Below are 18,421 nucleotides of genomic sequence, written 5' to 3'. Positions count from 1 at the left end.
GTGGTGCTTCTGGGTAATAGCCTACGTGGATAGGCGGGCATATTTAAAACGGCACCGAGGACGTGTAAAAGCTATGTATCCTGCCTGTGGGCTTAAAGAGGGCAGGGCTAGCTGGAAAAGAGACTAGACGCTTGGGTTTGTCTTTGGGTGCTCCGGGTAGTTTTCGAGGATCTTGGACAGAATCGTCTCAAGACCAGCGCCAAATTCCAGCTCTTCCTGGCTCAGCGTGCTGAACATCTCAGCCATCTGCTGATTGCGCTCTTCAGAAACACGGTGCAGCTCTTCACGGCCGCGGTCGGTCAGTTCAACGCGGACGCCACGGCGGTCTTTGCTGTCGCGGACGCGCTCCACCATGCCGGCGACCTCCAAGTGGTGCACGGCGTTGGAGGCGGTGGGCATGCGGATGGCCTCGGCCTCAGCCAACTGGCTGATACGGCAGGCGCCCAGTGCCTCCAGGGTCATCATGATGGACAGCTGCGCGCGGCTGAGCTGGGACTCCGAGGAGCGGCGGCTGTAGAGCAGCTCAGCGCGAGTCAGGAGAGGGCGAATGCGCTTAGCGAGCGACAGAGGAGTAACGGCATCAGGATTGCCAATCGAGCCCGAAGATAATGTCATAGCGACGATGTTATATGCGAACAGTGCTAGTTGCCAATACGAAATTTATTTGGGGTGCTATTTATTTTTCTACAACTGGTGATTTCGGCAATGAAATCACCAGGAATTTTCCACCAAACATCTAAAACACCAGCACAAAGTATTAAACCCATCTGCGTATAAGGTTTTTTCGGTGCTGGCAGAAACCCCCTAAAGTGTCACTTCTTCTGTACTTAGAACGTTGGACCGGAGGTAGCCATGCGGCTACTCTCGCGAACCCTTTCGGCTTGTGATATATCTCGCGGATCAACCCTCTCGGATGTATTGCTGTCAGCTTTACGACGACTGCAGCGCACGCATCCATGGCGGGGACGAGATGGGCGCAGCAGCGAGGAGGACGAGAAGGGCGTAAAAGGGACGCGGGGAGGATAGGGGAGAGAGAAGCACAAAAGCGCCAGCGGCTACCGCATGGGTAACCTGCTGGCGCTTTTCAAGGAACATGCTCTCGGAGCTGCTGGCTTGTACCTTTAAGTGCTTGTGCCTTTTAGTCTTCGCCCTTGATGAATGCTTCGAGCTGTGCTCGCGCAACATCGTCGGCAAGCTGCTTCGGCGGGGACTTCATCAGGTAGGAAGAAGCGGCGTAGACCGGGCCGCCGATGCCGCGATCCTTGGCGATCTTGGCAGCGCGAACAGCATCGATGATGATGCCAGCGGAGTTCGGGGAGTCCCAGACCTCGAGCTTGTACTCAAGGTTCAGCGGCACCTCGCCGAAGGCCTTGCCCTCGAGTCGGACGTAGGCCCACTTGCGGTCGTCCAGCCAGTCCACCCAGTCGGACGGGCCGATGTGGACGTTGCGGTCATCGATCTTGCCGGCCAGTGGACCGGTGAGATTGGAGGTGACAGCCTGGGTCTTGGAGATCTTCTTGGACTCGAGGCGGTCGCGCTCGAGCATGTTCTTGAAGTCCATGTTGCCGCCGACGTTGAGCTGCAGGGTGCGCTCGAGGCGAACACCGCGGTCCTCAAATAGCTTGGCCATGACGCGGTGGGTGATGGTTGCGCCCACCTGGCTCTTGATGTCGTCGCCGACAATCGGAACCCCTGCGTCTTCGAACTTCTTGGCCCACTCCGGGTCGGAAGCGATGAAGACCGGCAGGGCGTTGACGAAGGCTACACCAGCGTCAATGGCGCACTGTGCGTAGAACTTATCGGCCTGCTCGGAACCGACTGGCAGGTAGGAGACCAGGACATCGACCTTGGCGTCCTTCAGCGCCTGAACTACGTCGACCGGTTCAGCTGGGGATTCGTCGATGGTGTCCGCGTAGTACTTGCCAACGCCGTCCAGGGTCGGGCCGCGCTGAACCTCAACGCCGAGAGTCGGGACATCGGCAATCTTGATGGTGCAGTTTTCAGAGGAAACGATGGCCTCGGAGAGGTCCTTGCCGACCTTCTTGTCGTCAACATCGAAAGCTGCGACGAACTCGACATCGGAGACGTGGTAGTCGCCGAAGACGACGTGCATGAGGCCAGGAATGGTCTCATCGGGCTTTGCATCGCGGTAGAACTCGACACCCTGCACCAGGGAGGAGGCGCAGTTGCCGACGCCGACGATAGCGACGCGAATTGAACTCATTTGGTAATTCTCCTTGAAACTATGTGCTCGGAGGCTTTGACCTCGCGCCGGGAACTCACACCGGGAACTCGCAGAAGGACCAAGCATCAGGACCCCGCACCAGGGCCTTACGCCAGGGCCTTACGCCAGGGCCTTACGCCCGCGGTGCGGCCGTGAGTGGGTGCACGCATTGAGGTAACGAGCGTGACGTTATACCTTTATGCGTTTTTTGCCGATGCCCGAACCGTGAGGGGGCATGTGTGTACCGATAAAGCGGGGGTGAAATCAGCCCGCACGTGCCTGCTAATCTGTCTTCGTGATGACATGGCAGGGCGAGATCGATCACTCCTTGCTCAAGAAGCAGTTATTGGAGCAGTGGCGTGCAGGGGAGATTTCACGAAAATCACTCTGTGATGCCGATGCTCGGCTGGTCGCTGCCGCGCGTTTTCACGGCAGAAAGTCCCAGGAAGAGTGCCCAGTATGTCGCAAATTCGACCTCCGACTCGTATTCTGGGTGTTCGGAGAAAACTTGGGCCGTCGTTCCGGCTCTGCTTGTACTGAAAACGAATTATCCGCAATAGTTAATGAATATGGTTCGTGCACCGTCAAAGAAGTTGAGGTGTGCCCCGACTGCAAGTGGAGTTTCCTGACCCGGACACTTCAGGCAGCTCGAGAAGAGTCAGAAAACTAGGGAGAGCACCCGTGAGCAATGATCGACCCGATAGCCCAGGCGGTCCTAACAGCCCTCACGAGGGCCAGGGTTCTAATTCATCAGGCGAGTGGTGGGATCAGCCGGATGCTGATTCCTTCAATACGCACGCACGCTCCGATGACGCATCGCTTGACGACGATTCCAGCGACAGCATTGATGCTGTTTCGGTCGGTGGCAATGACGAGGGTCTGGCTACCGGTTCAGAGATGACGTCGGCAAGCGAGCCGGATCCGGAGAAGGGGCAGTACGCCCCAGATGACCATGAACCAGATGACCATGAAGAGGAAAGCTCGATGGCGCAAGAAGAACAGCCGACTGACAATAAGCGGCGAATTTTAGCGTGGCTCGGTCTAGCCGTGGCGTTGGTCGTGCTGTTGCCGGTAGTTGTGTTCGGTGTTGCTTATGCGACAACGGACGTGCCGGAGCCAGAGGAGTTGGCCAATAGCCAGATTGCGGTGATTTATGACCGTTCTGGTGAAAAGGAAATCACGCGCATCGTCCCCGAGGGCGGTAACCGAAGCAACATCACTATCGACAAGGTGCCGGATGCTGTACGCAATGCAGTGCTGGCAGCTGAGGATCGTGATTTCTATACCAACCCGGGTTTCTCCCTGACTGGTTATGCCCGTGCGGCTCTGGGAGTCGTGACTGGTAATTCCAGTGCGGGTGGCGGCTCGACCATTACGCAGCAGTACGTCAAGAATGCTGTGGTGGGCAATGAGCGCACGCTGACCCGCAAGGCCAAGGAACTGGTCATGTCGGCGAAGATGGCGCGGGAGTGGACCAAGGACGAAATCCTTGAGGCCTACCTCAACACGATTTACTTTGGTCGTAACGCATACGGTATCGCGGCAGCGTCGAAGGCCTACTTCGGTAAGGAAGTCGGTGAGCTGAATGCCGAAGAGGGTGCTGTGTTGGCGGCCTCGATTCAGCGTCCATCCGCACTGGATCCGTGGACTAACCGCCCGGAGGCTGAGCAGCGTTGGAACTACGTCCTCGATGGCCTGGTGGAGATGAACATCGTCTCGCCGCAGGACCGCGCGGGAATGCAGTACCCGGAGACCATCGATCCGGCGTTGGCGCCGAAGCAGGCTCCGGAGCCCGGCCCGGCTGCCATGATCAAGAATCAGGTGCTGGCTGAGTTGGAGCGCGAAGGTATCTCCGAGCAGGAGGTCAACACCGGCGGTCTACGCATTACGACGACCATTGACCCGACGGTACAGCAGGCTGCCCTGGATGCGATGGAAAACTACGTCGATCAGTCAACGGGTTTGCGTGCCGCCATCGTTTCGGTGGAGCCAAAGACCGGTGCTGTCCGCGCCTACTACGGTGGCGACGATCCGACTGGTTGGGACTACGCGAACAGCGGTCTGCAGACCGGTTCTACTTTCAAGATTTTTGCGCTGGCCGCAGCGCTCGATCAGGGCATTCCGCTGACCGCGCAGTACTCTTCGGCACCTGTGCAGTCCGGTAACGTCACTCTGCACAACGACGGCGGTGCCGGCGGTGGCGTGCTTCCGCTTTATGAGTCCCTGAAGCAGTCGCTGAACACCCCGTTTATTCGCCTGCAGCGCGACCTGAAGAATGGTCCGGATGACACCGCCAAAATGGCTCATCGTCTGGGCGTGGCTGAGTCCATCCCGGGTATTGAAAAGACTCTGATGGACGACAACGGTCACTCGCAGGACGGTATCGCCCTGGGTCAGTACCTCTCACGTCCGCTGGATATGGCCGTTGGTCTGGCTACCCTGACTAACGATGGCGTCTATCAGCAGACTCACTTCGTAGAGAAGGTCGAAAACTCCAAGGGCGAGATTGTTTACGAGTCCAACGCTGACAAGGGCGACCGTCGAGTTTCCAAGGCAGTGGCCACCAATATGATATCGGCCATGGAGCCTATTGCCGGTTACAGCAACAAGCCCTTGAGTGGTGGTCGCCCGTCGGCCGCCAAGACCGGTACTACGCAGTTGGGTGACACCGGCCAGAACAAGGATGCGTGGATGATCGGTTCGACACCGCAGCTGTCGACTGCAGTGTGGGTTGGCAACGTCGATGGTTCGGCGCTCTACAACTCCTATGGTGGCATCATGTACGGCTCGCAAACCCCGGGTGATCTGTGGAAGTACACCATGGATAACGCACTGTCTAACGAGGACTTTGAGTACTTCACCAAGCCGGAGCCAATCGGTGGTGTCGCAGGTGCGCCGCAGTACCAGGCGCCGTCGACCTCTGACTCTGGCTATGACCAGGGCTATGCCCCGGAGACCACAGAAGAGGAGTCGGCCGAGGAGTCGACCTCTGAGTCCTCCGAGGAGCAGCCTGCACCGCTTCCGGTTCCGGGTGGCGATGGCGGAGGCGGTGGCGGCGGAATCGCTGACCTACTGCCCATCCCGATTCCGGGAGGCGGTGGTTTCGGCGGTGGCAATGAAGGCGGCGGAGACCCCGGTAACCCTGGAGGTGGACAGTAAGTGGACACGTGGGTGATTTTCACCATCGTCTGCGTCGCGATTGGCTTCCTGATGTTCGGCACGGCCTTTTGGGGCTTCATGCAGAAGTGGAAACCGGCAATCATTTGGGCTCTGTGCCTGGCAGCTTTCCTATTCGCGACAGTCATTCCGGTGATTATTGCGTTGGCACATGCTTCCTCGACATCAATGTAGGACGCAGGCCAGGTAGTCAGTTGCTAGAGCGTTAACTGCCCACCAAGCACGCGACAACTTCACAATTCAAAGAGGCGCACGCAGTAGCTCTGTGTGCGTCTCTTTCTATTCGGCGCCCTGACACCGCTTGCCAGTACTGCTTGCCGATGGCGCCTGCGATTAGGACATATACCTCTGCCTGCGGTACCCTGGCAGGGTTGCTTGACGCAACGATCCTCCTGCTGCATAGCGGTTGGCATGAAAGACAGTGCCAGCGCACCACGCTGTGTAGCCGAAATACAAGAACTAGACCATAGGAGGTGATGAGGTCCGTGCGTCACTACGAAGTAATGATTATTATCGATCCGTCTCAGGATGAGCGCACCGTAGGCCCGTCCCTGGAGAAGTACCTCGACGTTGTCCGCAAGGAGAACGGCAAGGTGGAGAAGGTGGACATCTGGGGTAAGCGCCACCTCGCCTACCCGATCGAGAAGAAGGAAGACGGCATCTACGTTGTCGTCGACCTCACCTGCGAGTCCGCAACCGTGCTGGAACTCGACCGTCGTCTGAATCTGAACGACAGCATCCTGCGCACCAAGGTGCTGCGGGTTGATCGTTAATCTGCGTCATATTTGCGTAGCCAGAGTGCTCGAATGGGGCACACCGGTAATGCGAAAGCCGTAGGATAGCGGGCGAAAGCCCCATCATCAGCTCGACAGAATACAACCGAGGAGAAGAAGCATGGCTCAGGGAGACGTACAAATCACGGTGGTTGGCAACCTGGTTGCTGACCCGGAGCTTAAGTACACCCAGAACGGCACCGCCGTCGCGAACTTCCGCGTCGCGTCGACTCCGCGGGTGTACCGAGATGGCCAGTGGGTTGACGGCGAGGGCATGTTCCTCACCTGCAGCCTGTGGCGTGAGGCAGCGGAGAACGCTGTCGAAAGTCTCTCCAAGGGCATGCGCGTCATCGTCCAGGGTCGTCTGCGCCAGCGCAGTTACGAGACCCGCGAGGGCGAGCGTCGTACCGTCTTTGAGGTTGAGGTCGATGAGGTGGGCCCGTCCCTGAAGTTCGCTCGAGCTCAGGTCACGCGCACTCCACGCAACGGCGGTGGAAACTTTGGCGGCGGCAACCGCAGCCAGGGCGGAAATGCCGGTGGTGGTTTCGGCGGTGGCTTTGGTGGAAACCAGGGCAACCAGGGTGGACAGGGCGATCGCGGTTTTGGTGGCGGAGCTCCTGCGGAAGATCCGTGGAACTCAGCTCCTCCGGCCGGTGGCGGCTTCGGCGGCGATGAGCCTCCGTTCTAAGCTCCTTCCAGCCACGGCACTACGTGACTAGTTTGCAGCAGATTTAGCATCCACAATTCTCATAATCTTTTAAAGACATATCCAGCGAAAGGCAGGGATCATGAAGCTGATCCTCACCGCCGACGTTGACAAGCTCGGTGTCGCAGGCGACATCGTTGAGGTCAAGGCCGGCTACGGACGTAACTACCTGCTTCCTCGCGGACTGGCAATTGTTGCCACCCGCGGCGCAGAAAAGCAGATCGAGGGCATTCGTCGTGCCCAGGAGGCTCGCGCTATCCGCGACCTCGACCATGCACGTGAAGTCAAGCAGAAGATTGATTCGCTCGACAACGTCTCCGTTGCTGTGAAGGCTTCGGAAAATGGCAAGCTGTTCGGTTCTGTCACCAAGGGTGACATCGCCGATGCAGTTCGTAAGGCTTCCGGTCAGGCTATCGACAAGCGCGCAGTCGTGCTTGCTCCGAGCCAGATCAAGTCCCTTGGTAAGCACACCGTTGACATCGCGCTGCACCCGCAGATTACCGCGCATGTTTCCGTACAGGTCGTCGCCGCGTAAGTTCGCGGTTTAGAGTTTTTACTTTGACGGCGGCTGACGAGCACCGCGTTTAAAGACTGCGCGGGCTCTGAGGCCCAATGACAACAGCACACGTGAAGCTCTGATCTTTCGTAGTGAAAGGTCAGGGCTTTTCGTGGTTTAAGGCTGGTTTAAAGCCTTTTATGCAGGTGCTGGAAAGAGCGTCTACGACTTGTCCACAGGCTAACAATGATTTCTGTGGATAAACCTGTGGGTAACTTGCCTGGCTGCCGTGGATAACTCTTCTGGAGTGCACGAGATTTTTATTAATTCATCGTTAATAATCTCCGCATGAGCAGCATCGATGCTAAAGGGGTAACAGAGGATTACATTTGTGCAGGATTAAGGCAAATACGCACTGACCTGCGTAGATAGAATATTTTCGGGTTGAAACTCCGCTACCCCCGTTAACATTCAAGCGGCGGTTTAGGGTTACGGACCGTTCACCTGGACTTTTCTTGATTGTGCACATGTTCTCCCCAGGCTTATCCACAGGTGCTGTGGATAACTTCGGGGATAACCCCTGTCGAGGATTGTTTTCTGGGGCCTTAAAGGGTACTTTTACAGGTCCGTCAATCCGCTCGAGCAGGTATAACTGCGGTAGGTAGTCAGGTGTCCAATGCTGGCGGGCGGAACAGGCATATTGAGTGTGACGGTCAGTCAGCAACAGGGTTGAAAAGGCACCTAAGTGGTCCAGAAGGGGAGGAGCTGCTCACGATGAGTCAGCCTGTAGGTGATGGTGGTCATTCAGGAGCAGGGGACGAGGCGTCGTCCTACTCGGTGAATTCCCACGATGATTCCTTCGATGACGTTCCGCTGCCCCCGGAACCGCCGGTAGAGGATGCGCCACCGGAGGAGTATTCCTTCTCTCAGAGCTCGGGCAACGGATCGTCGGCAAGCGGATCTGGGGCGCGGGACTGGGAGCGAGACCGTGGTCGTGGCGCTCGTGCGAGTGCGGTCGCGGGCGCGACTTTTGAGCGCACCCCGCCGCACAATATCGAGGCGGAGCAGAGTGTGCTCGGCGCGATGCTGCTGAACTCAGAGGTCGTTGCGGATGTGTACGAGCAGCTGACACCGGAGGATTTCTACCGACCGGCGCACCAGACGATTTACTCGGCGATTTTGCACCTCTACGGTGAGTCCTCGGAAATTGACCCCATTTTGCTGGCAGGTCGTCTGGATCGAACTGGAGACCTGGAGCGCATCGGTGGTCCGCTGTACCTGCACACCTTGGCCTCCCTGGTGCCAACGGCGGCGAATGCGCAGTTCTATGCCCGCATTGTTGCGGAGAAGGCGACAATCCGTCGCCTGGTAGAGGCCGGCACGAAGATCGCCCAGATTGGCTATGCGGGCGCGGAGGACACGGAGCCGGAGCAGCTGGTGGATGAGGCGCAGCAGCTCATTTTCAGCGTTGGACGTGAGAACACGAAGAATGACTACGTTCCCATCGCCGATGTCCTGGATGACACGCTGGAGGAACTGGATCTTATTACCCAAAACGGCGGTCTGGCGCAGGGTGTGCCGACGGGGATTACCAACCTGGACAAGCTGACAAATGGCCTTCACCCAGGTCAGATGGTGATTATTGCGGCCCGTCCGGGTGTGGGTAAGTCCACGCTTGCAATGGACTTCATGCGTTCGGCCTCGATTCGCAACGGCATGACCAGCGCAATTTTCTCGTTGGAAATGTCGCGCAATGAAATCATGATGCGCATCATGTCCGCAGAGGCGAAGATCAACATGGCATCTTTGCGCTCCGGTGACCTGGATGAGCGGGACTGGACAAAGCTGGTCGAGGTCGGCGACAAGATTCGTGATGCTCCGCTGTTTATTGATGACTCGCCGAACCTGACCATGATGGAAATTCGCGCGAAGGCACGTCAGCTGAAGCAGAAGCACGATCTGAAGATGATCGTGGTCGACTACCTGCAGCTGATGAGCTCGGGTAAAAAAGTCGAGTCCAGGCAGCAAGAGGTCTCGGAGTTCTCCCGTCAGCTCAAGTTGTTGGCGAAGGAGCTCGAGGTACCGCTGATTGCAATTTCGCAGCTGAATCGTGGTCCGGAAGCTCGCACAGATAAGAAGCCACAGGTCTCGGACCTGCGTGAGTCGGGTTCGCTGGAGCAGGATGCCGATATCGTCATGCTGATTTACCGGCCGGACTCGCAGGAGGCTGACCATGAACGTGCTGGTGAGGCGGATATTATCGTCGCAAAGCACCGTGGTGGACCGACCGGAAGCATTGCTGTGGCCCACCAGCTGCATTACTCCAGGTTCGCCAACCTGGCGGAGGAGCCCAGCGGTTCTCTCTAGGTGCCTGGCCTAGCCACCCAGAATTAGTGCAATCCGGGTGGCTAGGTAAGGTGAGTGACAGTCAATAGGGCGAGTTTTCGTGCGTTGATGGTTTTGAAGGTTTTGAGGGTTACGCGGAGTCGTCGGGAAGCGGGGAAGCACTATGTCACCAACTGCCGCTCCCGTGGCAGCGGAGGCCAAAGCGAAAAGGCAGAAGAGTGCGCCGAAACAGCGCGTCGGTTGGGTAGATGCGGCTAAGGGGCTGTGCATTCTTTTAGTTGTGCTTGGCCATGCCATCACAGAGCTGCAAGCGCACGGTTACTACACGGCGCAGTGGGCGGGGATTAACTTCTTCCTCGGACCAATCCGTATGCCGCTGTTTTTCCTGCTATCTGGGCTGTTCGCCGGCAAGGCACTTAAGGAGTCGTGGCATAAGTTAGCCAATCGCCGAATCTGGGTGATGGTCTATCTCTACGTGATTTGGGTTCCACTGCGTGACTTCGTGCTTTTCCTCATGCCGTATACGCACGTGGATGCCGATGGCATAGTATCTCCGCCGCCGATCACGGACCACAGCGCGTGGGGGCCGCGAATTTACAACACGCTTCACGCGATCATCGAACCAACTTCCTACCTTTGGTTCCTGTGGGCGCTGGCGCTGTTCGCAATTCTCACACGAGCATTTCGCTGGGTACATCCGGTGATTCAGCTCATCGTTACAGGCCTCATTAGTGCATGGGCACCTTTTGCCTCGTCCAGCTGGTCGTGGGACTTTGTCACCAAGATGCTGTTCTTCTACGTGCTGGGCATGTACGGTGCGCCCTGGATTTTCCGGATGGCACAGCGTCGCAGCGGCCTCTCACTGCTAGTGACGCTGACGGCGTTCCTGTCGGTGGCGATCTGGGTGCAGGCGACCTACTCGAGCTTTAACGAAGGCAACGTCGGCTTCACCCGCGTGTACCTGTCCACCACTGGCGCACTGGCTGCAATCAATATTATGGCGATGCTGCAGAACACTCGCCTAGTTGTGCCCTTTGAAAAGGTTGGCGGCCGAACGCTGCCTATCTTCCTCATGCACATTCCAATGTTGGTTGTGGTCATGATTATTTGTGACCTCATTCTGCCGAAGGACCCACATTTGGTCATCATGACGCCGCTGGTGACTATCATTGCGGCGATGCTGTGTCTTGGTCTGCACAGGTTGCTGCTTGCCATCGGTGCCGGGTGGCTCTTTGTCCGTCCTGCGTGGGTAGTGCGCATGACTACGCCGGGGCAGCGTGCCCTTCAGCGCAGTCAGAATCCTTCTTCCCTGCCTGAAGGCGAGGCTCCGCGGCAGCCTAAGAGCGAACCTGCTTCCTAATTCAGCTCAACAAGGCGGTAGCGTGGAACCGGGAGCCGATCAGGCGGCAGAAGTGACACAGAGAATAGCCATGAAGAAATGAGAAAGCCATGCGTCTAGCAACGTTGCGATATCAGGGTGCAACCCGCGCCGCTGTTCTCGGCGACGGGGTAGCGGTCCTTTTTGATGACCACTGTCTCGGAGATGTGTTAGCGCGGCCAACGTGGCGTCGTGAAGCGGAAGAACTCTTGGCGGAGGCGGGGAACAACCCTGACAACGTCATGGCGGAGAGCGCGTGGGCGTTCGCACCGCTGATTACGCGGCCGGGCAAGATTGTCTGCGTCGGCCTGAACTATGCCGCGCACATCGACGAGATGGGGCACCAGCGCCCCGAGGTGCCGACGTTATTCGCAAAGTTTGCCGATGCCGTCGCTGGCGCGAAGGATGATATCCGAGTGCCGGAGGCCTGCGCGGAGAAGCTCGATTACGAAGGCGAGCTCGCGGTTATCGTCGGTGAGACCTGCTTGCGGGTGTCGGAGGAGCAGGCGCAGGACGCTATCGCTGGGTACGCGATTATGAATGACTTCACCCAGCGCGATTTCCAGTATGCCACCGCGCAGTGGCTACAGGGGAAGACGTTGCAGCGCGCCAGTGCTTTCGGGCCGTGGATGCTCACGGCTGATGCTTTCGATGCGGACTCCGCGCGGGTGCGCACATACGTCGACGGAGAGCTGCGCCAGGATGCACCGATTGCGGACCTTGTTTTCTCCCCGGCAAAGTTGATCGCCTACATCTCACAGTTCGTGCAGCTGAACCCGGGCGATGTCATCTCCACGGGAACGCCGGCGGGTGTTGGCCACGGCATGAGCCCGCAGACCTACCTTCAGGATGGCCAGGAAATGGTCATCACCATCGATGGCCTGGGTAAACAGGCCAACACTGTCCGCATCAACCACTAGCACGCGCCGCTTTACGACGTTCCCGCGAACCCGGCGGGAATGAAACGACCCCCGCGTGCGTTGTGGGAGACTAACGGGTAAAAACCTACGTAAAGAACGTGAAGTTAGAACACGACGTTAAAGAGTAAGAGGAGTTAGACCCATGGCAACTGTTGATATTACGAACGAGACTTTCGCTGAGACTATTCAGAACAACGACATTGTGCTCGTTGATGCCTGGGCATCCTGGTGCGGTCCGTGCCGCCAGTTCGCCCCGATTTATGAGAAGGCTTCGGAGAAGCACTCAGAGGTAGTGTTCGCAAAGCTGGACACCGATGCCAACCAGGAGGTTTCGGCAGCCCTGGGCATTCAGTCGATTCCGACGCTGTTTGTTTTCCGCGAGGGAATCCTGCTGTTCCAGCACTCTGGTGTGCTGCCGGAGGCCGCCCTGAGCGATCTGGTTGGCCAGGCTTCGGAGCTGAACATGGATGATGTCCGTGCGCAAATTGCCGAGCAGGCCGCACAGGATAGCGCTACCGAGTAAACTCTGCGGTTCAGCCCGCATACTGTGCGTTTTCCGACTTGGAGCACTTCCGCGTAAGCCCCCGCGCCTGAACTAGCCCTCAAGCGCGCGGGGGCTTTTTGTATCTAGTCCGCGCGCTGGCCACGAATGAGCCAGCCAATACCAAAGCCAGCGAGTGCTGCTACTAGCGCCCACAGGGCTGGAGCGACTTTGTTCGAGTCCTCCTCAATCGACAGTGGTGCGCTGGTGCGGGCGTGCTTTGTCTCCTTCTCACCTGTTGGCAGAACCTGCCCGTCTGGGAACACGTGCTTGACAGCTTCGGTGAGTTCGTTGGCGGTCAGGTTTTTGCCCAGAACCGCGATAGCGTAACGGTCATCGTCGCCAAGGAATCCGGCAGTGGTGTGCTGCTCTTCGTACCAACCGGACTTGTTGGCAATCGTTTCCTTCGGTAGCGCTGCACGCAGACCGAAGTTCTGGTCTGCATCGCCGTAGGAGTAGCGCGGCAGTGAGTACATCAGCTGACGCATGTATTTGGTCTCCGTGTCGCTCAGCCCGCCTTCTTCGCTCAGCATCCGGTCAAAGTAGGCAACCATGTCGGCTGGCGTACTGGTGGTGGCTCCCCACATAGGTGAGCCGACAGTCTTATCCGAGAGGCCGTAGCGCTGTCGGACATTGTCAACGATGCGTACACCGCCGTAGGAATCCCACAGCTCGTCAGTTGCTTCGTTGTTGGAGTATCGAATCATGTCGTCGCGCAGCATGGCGTCGGGGTTGCCCTCAACCGGCATATCACCCTGGCCAGCGACAATCTCGCCCTTCTTCGGCTGCGTGTAGTTGGAATAGGCCACAACGTCGGCGACGAATACCTTCATCAGGCTGGCGAGGCGAAAAACATCATCACAGTGTGAGTTGCAGATGAACTCACCGGTCTGGCGATCCAGAATGCCCATGCCGAGCATGCCGCCCTTAGCGTCGAACTTCTCAGTCACTTCGTCGAGACGAGTTTGCACGCCAAGGCCCCACTGGGTCTTCGCCCCTGGCACAAGTGGGGGAAACTCCTTCGGCTCACTTTTCACAGTGCTTTCCGACGGCTCCGTCGAGGACGTTTCCGATGTCGGTGAAGAGGTTTTCTCGGTCGACTTCTCAGCCGACTGTTCCGCCGACTTCTCTGCGGTTCGCCCTGTGCTCTTCTCGGGAGCCTTTTCAGTTGGCTTTTCGGTGGTCTTCTTGGTTTTTGCGTCGGAGGGCTTAGCCGGCTCCGTTGACGATGGAGCTGCTACGACTACCTGCGAAAATGCACCGGTATCGGTGGAGTCAGCAGTTGCGGTGACTGTCGCGTTAGCCAGCGGCGCAGTTGCTGACAGAGTAATTACCGCGGCGAGACTCGCGGCAAGTCCGCGGTACGCGCGTTGAGGGCAATGAACCATGTTTAGAGAGTTTACAACTCTGGGGGAGTCTTGCTTGTCGGTAACCAGCTCTTTCCGTTTGCCGAGAGAGAGCGAGCTAGCTCACGTACAATTTTTTAAGAGATGGAATCTTCTCGGTTCCGATTAGTTATTCCGCATATGTTGAGGAAGGTTGGATTTGCATGGCTAATCCATTTGCCAAGGGCTGGAAGTACATGATGTCTTCGTTCGATAAGAAGATCGAGGACAATGCGGATCCTAAGGTTCAGATTGCACAGGCAGCTGAGGCCGAGCGTCAGCGCCATCAGGAGATTCAGCGTCAGGCTGCGGCTATCATCGGCAACCGCAATCAGCTGGAAATGCAGCTGGGGCGGTTGACCTCTGAGCGTGACAAGATTACCGAGAACACCCGGCAGGCACTCGCCAATGCGGATCAAGCTCGTGCCAAGGGCGATGAGGCCACTGCACAGAAGATGGAAAGCACTGCTGAGGTGTTTGCCACCCAGCTGGTGAATGTTGAAAAGGAGCTGGAAAATACTACGCAGCTCCACCAGCAGGCCGTATCTGCTGCTGAGGAGGCACAGCGTCAGGCGCAGCAGTCGCAGGCTCGCTACGAGCAGATTAAGCAGGATATCCGCAAGCTGGAGTCGCAGGCCGATCAGGCCAAGATGCAAGAGACCGCGTCGAAGACTCTCCAGAGCATGCAGGGTATTTCCGAGGATCCGAATGTGCCGACTTTGGATTCGGTCCGTGAGAAGATTGAAGGCCGCTACGCCAATGCGTTGGGCGCTCAGGAGCTCGCGGAATCCTCACAGGCAGGTCGTATGGCTGAGATCGAGACTTCGACTCGCGATGCCGCTGCTGACATGCGTCTGGCCGAAATTCGTGCCCAGATGAATAATGAAAACGCTGCTCTCGAATCCGGTTCTGCCGCGAAGGATAACGCCGGCGAGCTGGAGGCCGCCGAGTCCGCCGAGTCCGTTGAGGCCGTTGAGGGCACCACAACGGACGCAGACGAAGCGAAGTAGCGTTCACCAGTTGCCAACAATCGTCAACAAGAAAGTGTCGGGGTTTATGTCAGTTTGAGCGGGAAAAACCACCCTAAACTGACATAAACCCCGACACTTTCTCGCGCCAGCAGCGACAGCAGCGACAGTAGCGCCAGCAGTGCTGAAGCCACCGAAACTGCCGAATCCGTGAGGCGCGCTATTACTCCAATTCGCCGTTCTTCCGCGCGAGCAGCACTCCGCGGATACCGGCGTGGAAACCATCGCGCAGATTGACGCGCTGCGTCTCCGTCAGCGTGTATTCGTGCAGGGTTTCGCACGCAAACTGCAGCAGCGGACGATCAATGTCCGGTGGCAGCCCACCACCAGAGAGCAAGTGGGCACTATCGCGCGCCTGCTCGTTTGCAATATTCTCGTACCACCAGTTCGCGTACTGCTGTCCCACATCGAACGGCGTCTGAAAACCCGCGGATGCCCACACCTCGTTCGGCAGGGGCACGTATCGACTACGCAGCTTCCTCCTTGGCGCCATCATCGAAGGATTCGGCCGCGGGCTTGGTTTCGGCGTACTCGTGTTGGCACCGTCTTCGCTTGTCGACGACTCCGTCGCCGACTCCCCACTGCCGGTTGCAGTCGACGACGCGGAATCGGAGGCAGACGCACCTGCATTCTCGGCTCCGCTGTTGTTCGCAGTGTCGTTACCAGCCCCACTGCCAGTGTTGACTGTCGCGCCGGGCATGGCCGCTGGAGAAGGCTGCGCTGGGTGCGTTTGCTGCGTTGGCGAGGCAGCCGAAACGCCCGAAGCAGCGGAATCCACCCGTGTAGCTTCTGAACCGCCGGTGCGCTCTACCTCAGCGCGGTGCTCAGCCTGCGCCGGGATTTCCCGGGCACCCATCTTGGCCGCGTGCTCGACCTCGTTGAACTTCGGCGAGTCGGCCTTGGCCGTCGGCGTGGCTGCGGCATTGTCTTCGCTGCGACAGTCGGAGTCGCTGTCAGCCGTGGGGGATGGCACAACGCGCTGGTCCTGCGGAACCTCCGGAGTGCCGGCCTCCGGCGAAGCAGCGTCACCGTCGGCAGCGGAGGGAGTGTTCTCCGTGCCGTCGTCAAGCGAGCCCTCGCCCGGAGGAGTGATGCGCGTATCCGGCACGCAGGTGGCGCCGAGATCCTCGATTGGTTCGGCATCGCCCAGCGGCTTATTCGTGCGGACGACCGGTGGGATTGGGCCTTCAAGGACGTTGAGCTGCATGGCGTCGGCGAAGTCCTCGCGGGGATCGAGGATTGTCGTCGAATCGCAGGCATGGCGAAGTGCACCGGACATGGAGTCCCAGCCGAAGCCGTAGAGATGCACACGCACACCGGCAGCCGAAGCCTCAGCGACGCCGGGCAGCATGTCCGCATCGCCCGAGACCAGCACGATATCGGAAACTTGGTTGCGCAGGCCGGCGACGACCATGTCTGCGACGAGTCGCGTATCGACGGCCTTCTGAGTCCGTCGGTCACCCCATTCAATGAGCTGACCTGCGCGCAGCTGCACACCATCAATCGTGCGCAGTGAGCGCTGGTAACGATGCGGCCCCGACTCCGGGATGCCGTCGTACCAAAGTTGCCGCTGAACTGGCTGGTTCAGCTGCTGGTTAATCATTCGGTCAAGGACACTAACTACTTCTCTAAGGTCGATTTCTAATTGCCCGCGGGCTCCGGTTTCCCACGAGTTGTAAAAGCTCGCCAATAAATATGACGTATCGACGAACACCAATGTGCGTTCAAGCATGGCTCCTAATTCCTGATTCTTTATTAACTAAATAAGCAAACCGGTTACATCGACAAGGATGCCCGAATAATTCATTCTATGCGCTAAACATGTTTAACTTCAGGGACTATTCTTAATAAGCCGCATCACTTTGACCGCTCTTCGCGGGTTGGCAGGAGTGCGAGTCGACGAGAAGGCACCGATCAATTTAGGTATTGACGTGCAAAGAAATCGCCCCGCGAAGAGTACGACCACACAGGAGAAGGGGAGTTACAAACAGGTATGAGACGCTGGTTCGGCCTATTGGTTCTCATTACTGTGTTGGGACAAGCGGTTTTCAACGGCGGTCGCGTGCTGCTTTCTTGGCGAGTCCTCGATTTTGGCGGTTCCGCCGCCACCGTCGGCTGGTTCACTGCCGCATTTTCACTTGTACCTCTTATTATTGCGCTTCCCGCCGGCAAGCTTGTCGACAGTCATCGCGCCACCGAAGTCATGTACTCCGGTCTCGTCGCCACCGTCATCGCGGCAGCAGTAATGGCGCTCTCGCCGAACCTACCTATTCTTCTGCTCGGCTACGTGGCCCTGGGTTTTGCCCACATGACCACGCTCATCGCCGCTCAAGGCATGGTTTCGCACCTGCGTGGCGGCGTCGCCGGGCTCGATAGCCTCTTTGCTTATTTCACGCTCGGAATTTCCGTCGGGCAGTTCCTCGGCATTGTCGGTGCAGGTCTGCTCACTCCCAACCACGACGGCAGCACTATGACCGCTACAACTTTCGCGCTCTGGGTGATGACGGGAATCGGCGCGGTCGCCCTGGTCATCGGCTGGCCGGTCGCAACTGCTTATCGACGGCACGAAGCGAATGCAGCCGCCGAAGTGCAAGCTGCTAGCTCAACTGAGCAATCCCCGGCGTCGACTGTTAGCGACCGCAGCCGGATGGACGAGAGGCGGCCGGGGCAGGCCGAAGCCAGCGGCGCATCGGTCTTAAGCATCCTGCGTATCGACGGCATGTCCAGCGCCATGGCTGTATCAATTGCGGTCATCGTAGCCATTGACCTGTTGACGGCATATGTGCCGGTGCTGGGACGCGAACTGGGCTTTAGTGTTGCCGAGGTGACGGTAATCCTTGGTGCGCGTAGTGGCCTCGCGATTATTTCCCGAGCCCTCATGCCGACTGTTTTGCACCGAGCTAATCGCAATCGAGTCCTTATCATTGCAGTTTGTGCCGGTGTCCTGCCGCTTTTGGCAATGCCGTGGCTACAGAGTGCGTGGCTGATGGTTGTCGCGGTTGGTATCTGTGGCTTGGCGTGGGGTTTTGTCATGCCCATGTCAATGACGTGGGTGAGCTCCCTGGTGGATGCCGAGGTGCGCGCTCAGGCGCTATCCATCCGACTGATGGGTAACCGCTTGGCGCAGGTCATCCTGCCGCCGGTTGCTGGTTTGGGTGCTACCGCGATGGGTGCAGGCAGCGTGTTTCTGGGTGCGGGTGCGCTGATGGGGGTCGCGTCTGCCACTGCTTGGCGACGACTCGCAGGTGACAAGGCGGCTCTGACTAAGTAATTGGTCAATTGCTGAGTTGCTGAAAAGTAGCGCCCGAGCCGTAGGAAGGCTCAAATCTGGCATACAGAGTTAACTAAAGTGATTCGTTTTCCAGGTTCTACCAGCGGATTCGCTTAAATAGGGGCATGTGTGTAATGTATTCGGAGGTCAGCGTGGCCAGGCAGTTTATGTGTTTG

Annotated in this window: 17 protein-coding genes; 12 read left to right on the top strand and 5 right to left on the bottom strand. The window is 58.0% G+C overall.

What is annotated here, in order from left to right:
* Positions 1–123 precede the first annotated feature (123 nt).
* From HMPREF2681_RS02650 to HMPREF2681_RS02645, 3 genes are all read right to left on the bottom strand, one after another.
* Complete coding sequence (locus HMPREF2681_RS02650) at positions 124–615, bottom strand: MarR family winged helix-turn-helix transcriptional regulator (RefSeq protein ID WP_048733166.1); 492 nt, start codon at positions 613–615, stop codon at positions 124–126.
* 315 nt (positions 616–930) lie between these two features.
* On the bottom strand, positions 931–1,095 hold the full coding sequence (locus HMPREF2681_RS11175; RefSeq protein WP_168163239.1) for a hypothetical protein: 165 nt from the start codon (positions 1,093–1,095) through the stop codon (positions 931–933).
* Positions 1,096–1,138: 43 nt separating this feature from the next.
* Positions 1,139–2,224, bottom strand: coding sequence for an inositol-3-phosphate synthase (locus HMPREF2681_RS02645; RefSeq protein ID WP_016421706.1), 1,086 nt, complete (start codon positions 2,222–2,224; stop codon positions 1,139–1,141).
* Positions 2,225–2,522: 298 nt separating this feature from the next.
* Here HMPREF2681_RS02645 and HMPREF2681_RS11015 point away from each other — a divergent pair, with 298 nt between their 5' ends.
* The 10 genes from HMPREF2681_RS11015 to trxA all read left to right on the top strand — a co-directional run bounded on the left by HMPREF2681_RS11015 (position 2,523) and on the right by trxA (position 12,543).
* Positions 2,523–2,894: a DUF5318 family protein gene (locus tag HMPREF2681_RS11015; protein WP_224783765.1), complete on the top strand. Its 372-nt coding sequence runs from the start codon at positions 2,523–2,525 to the stop codon at positions 2,892–2,894.
* Positions 2,895–2,905: 11 nt separating this feature from the next.
* Positions 2,906–5,383, top strand: coding sequence for a transglycosylase domain-containing protein (locus HMPREF2681_RS02640; RefSeq protein ID WP_070545989.1), 2,478 nt, complete (start codon positions 2,906–2,908; stop codon positions 5,381–5,383).
* Positions 5,384–5,575 carry a hypothetical protein gene (locus HMPREF2681_RS02635; protein ID WP_016421704.1) on the top strand — a complete coding sequence of 64 codons (192 nt, stop codon included), beginning with the start codon at positions 5,384–5,386 and terminating at the stop codon, positions 5,573–5,575.
* 311 nt (positions 5,576–5,886) lie between these two features.
* Positions 5,887–6,174 carry a 30S ribosomal protein S6 gene (rpsF, locus tag HMPREF2681_RS02630; RefSeq protein ID WP_005511978.1) on the top strand — a complete coding sequence of 96 codons (288 nt, stop codon included), beginning with the start codon at positions 5,887–5,889 and terminating at the stop codon, positions 6,172–6,174.
* A 121-nt stretch (positions 6,175–6,295) separates the two neighbouring features.
* Positions 6,296–6,862: a single-stranded DNA-binding protein gene (locus HMPREF2681_RS02625; RefSeq protein WP_049170077.1), complete on the top strand. Its 567-nt coding sequence runs from the start codon at positions 6,296–6,298 to the stop codon at positions 6,860–6,862.
* Positions 6,863–6,962: 100 nt separating this feature from the next.
* The gene (gene rplI, locus HMPREF2681_RS02620) at positions 6,963–7,415 is read left to right on the top strand and encodes a 50S ribosomal protein L9 (protein WP_005511982.1); all 453 of its coding nucleotides are present in this window, start codon (positions 6,963–6,965) and stop codon (positions 7,413–7,415) included.
* Positions 7,416–8,150: 735 nt separating this feature from the next.
* The gene (gene dnaB / locus HMPREF2681_RS02615) at positions 8,151–9,743 is read left to right on the top strand and encodes a replicative DNA helicase (RefSeq protein WP_049170075.1); all 1,593 of its coding nucleotides are present in this window, start codon (positions 8,151–8,153) and stop codon (positions 9,741–9,743) included.
* 142 nt (positions 9,744–9,885) lie between these two features.
* Positions 9,886–11,082: an acyltransferase family protein gene (locus HMPREF2681_RS02610; RefSeq protein ID WP_049189420.1), complete on the top strand. Its 1,197-nt coding sequence runs from the start codon at positions 9,886–9,888 to the stop codon at positions 11,080–11,082.
* A gap of 89 nt (positions 11,083–11,171) precedes the next feature.
* Complete coding sequence (locus HMPREF2681_RS02605; protein ID WP_016421701.1) at positions 11,172–12,020, top strand: fumarylacetoacetate hydrolase family protein; 849 nt, start codon at positions 11,172–11,174, stop codon at positions 12,018–12,020.
* Between the two features lie 142 nt (positions 12,021–12,162).
* Complete coding sequence (gene trxA / locus HMPREF2681_RS02600) at positions 12,163–12,543, top strand: thioredoxin (RefSeq protein WP_016421700.1); 381 nt, start codon at positions 12,163–12,165, stop codon at positions 12,541–12,543.
* 104 nt (positions 12,544–12,647) lie between these two features.
* Here the strand turns inward: trxA and HMPREF2681_RS02595 are convergent, their stop codons facing one another.
* A complete protein-coding gene (locus HMPREF2681_RS02595; protein ID WP_049189421.1) occupies positions 12,648–13,949 on the bottom strand; it encodes a serine hydrolase in 1,302 nt (433 codons plus the stop codon).
* Positions 13,950–14,110: 161 nt separating this feature from the next.
* Between HMPREF2681_RS02595 and HMPREF2681_RS02590 the strand changes: the two genes are divergently transcribed.
* On the top strand, positions 14,111–14,956 hold the full coding sequence (locus tag HMPREF2681_RS02590) for a PspA/IM30 family protein (protein ID WP_070545987.1): 846 nt from the start codon (positions 14,111–14,113) through the stop codon (positions 14,954–14,956).
* A 181-nt stretch (positions 14,957–15,137) separates the two neighbouring features.
* Here the strand turns inward: HMPREF2681_RS02590 and HMPREF2681_RS02585 are convergent, their stop codons facing one another.
* The gene (locus tag HMPREF2681_RS02585) at positions 15,138–16,706 is read right to left on the bottom strand and encodes an NYN domain-containing protein (RefSeq protein ID WP_070545985.1); all 1,569 of its coding nucleotides are present in this window, start codon (positions 16,704–16,706) and stop codon (positions 15,138–15,140) included.
* A gap of 261 nt (positions 16,707–16,967) precedes the next feature.
* Between HMPREF2681_RS02585 and HMPREF2681_RS02580 the strand changes: the two genes are divergently transcribed.
* On the top strand, positions 16,968–18,245 hold the full coding sequence (locus HMPREF2681_RS02580) for an MFS transporter (protein WP_069358885.1): 1,278 nt from the start codon (positions 16,968–16,970) through the stop codon (positions 18,243–18,245).
* Positions 18,246–18,421 lie beyond the last annotated feature (176 nt).

The sequence above is a fragment of the Corynebacterium sp. HMSC064H12 genome, from assembly GCF_001809925.1.
GTDB lineage: Bacteria > Actinomycetota > Actinomycetes > Mycobacteriales > Mycobacteriaceae > Corynebacterium > Corynebacterium jeikeium_D.
The sequence above is the reverse complement of the archived record's forward strand: the minus strand, read 5'-3'. Positions and strand labels throughout refer to the sequence as shown.

Bases quoted from the DNA above. Each gene is read 5' to 3' on its own strand.
- HMPREF2681_RS02650 (WP_048733166.1), bottom strand. From the start codon at position 615: ATGACATTATCTTCGGGCTCGATTGGCAATCCTGATGCCGTTACTCCT.
- HMPREF2681_RS11175 (WP_168163239.1), bottom strand. From the start codon at position 1,095: ATGTTCCTTGAAAAGCGCCAGCAGGTTACCCATGCGGTAGCCGCTGGC.
- HMPREF2681_RS02645 (WP_016421706.1), bottom strand. From the start codon at position 2,224: ATGAGTTCAATTCGCGTCGCTATCGTCGGCGTCGGCAACTGCGCCTCC.
- HMPREF2681_RS11015 (WP_224783765.1), top strand. From the start codon at position 2,523: ATGACATGGCAGGGCGAGATCGATCACTCCTTGCTCAAGAAGCAGTTA.
- HMPREF2681_RS02625 (WP_049170077.1), top strand. From the start codon at position 6,296: ATGGCTCAGGGAGACGTACAAATCACGGTGGTTGGCAACCTGGTTGCT.
- rplI (WP_005511982.1), top strand. From the start codon at position 6,963: ATGAAGCTGATCCTCACCGCCGACGTTGACAAGCTCGGTGTCGCAGGC.
- dnaB (WP_049170075.1), top strand. From the start codon at position 8,151: ATGAGTCAGCCTGTAGGTGATGGTGGTCATTCAGGAGCAGGGGACGAG.
- HMPREF2681_RS02610 (WP_049189420.1), top strand. From the start codon at position 9,886: ATGTCACCAACTGCCGCTCCCGTGGCAGCGGAGGCCAAAGCGAAAAGG.
- HMPREF2681_RS02605 (WP_016421701.1), top strand. From the start codon at position 11,172: ATGCGTCTAGCAACGTTGCGATATCAGGGTGCAACCCGCGCCGCTGTT.
- trxA (WP_016421700.1), top strand. From the start codon at position 12,163: ATGGCAACTGTTGATATTACGAACGAGACTTTCGCTGAGACTATTCAG.
- HMPREF2681_RS02595 (WP_049189421.1), bottom strand. From the start codon at position 13,949: ATGGTTCATTGCCCTCAACGCGCGTACCGCGGACTTGCCGCGAGTCTC.
- HMPREF2681_RS02590 (WP_070545987.1), top strand. From the start codon at position 14,111: ATGGCTAATCCATTTGCCAAGGGCTGGAAGTACATGATGTCTTCGTTC.
- HMPREF2681_RS02585 (WP_070545985.1), bottom strand. From the start codon at position 16,706: ATGCTTGAACGCACATTGGTGTTCGTCGATACGTCATATTTATTGGCG.
- HMPREF2681_RS02580 (WP_069358885.1), top strand. From the start codon at position 16,968: ATGAGACGCTGGTTCGGCCTATTGGTTCTCATTACTGTGTTGGGACAA.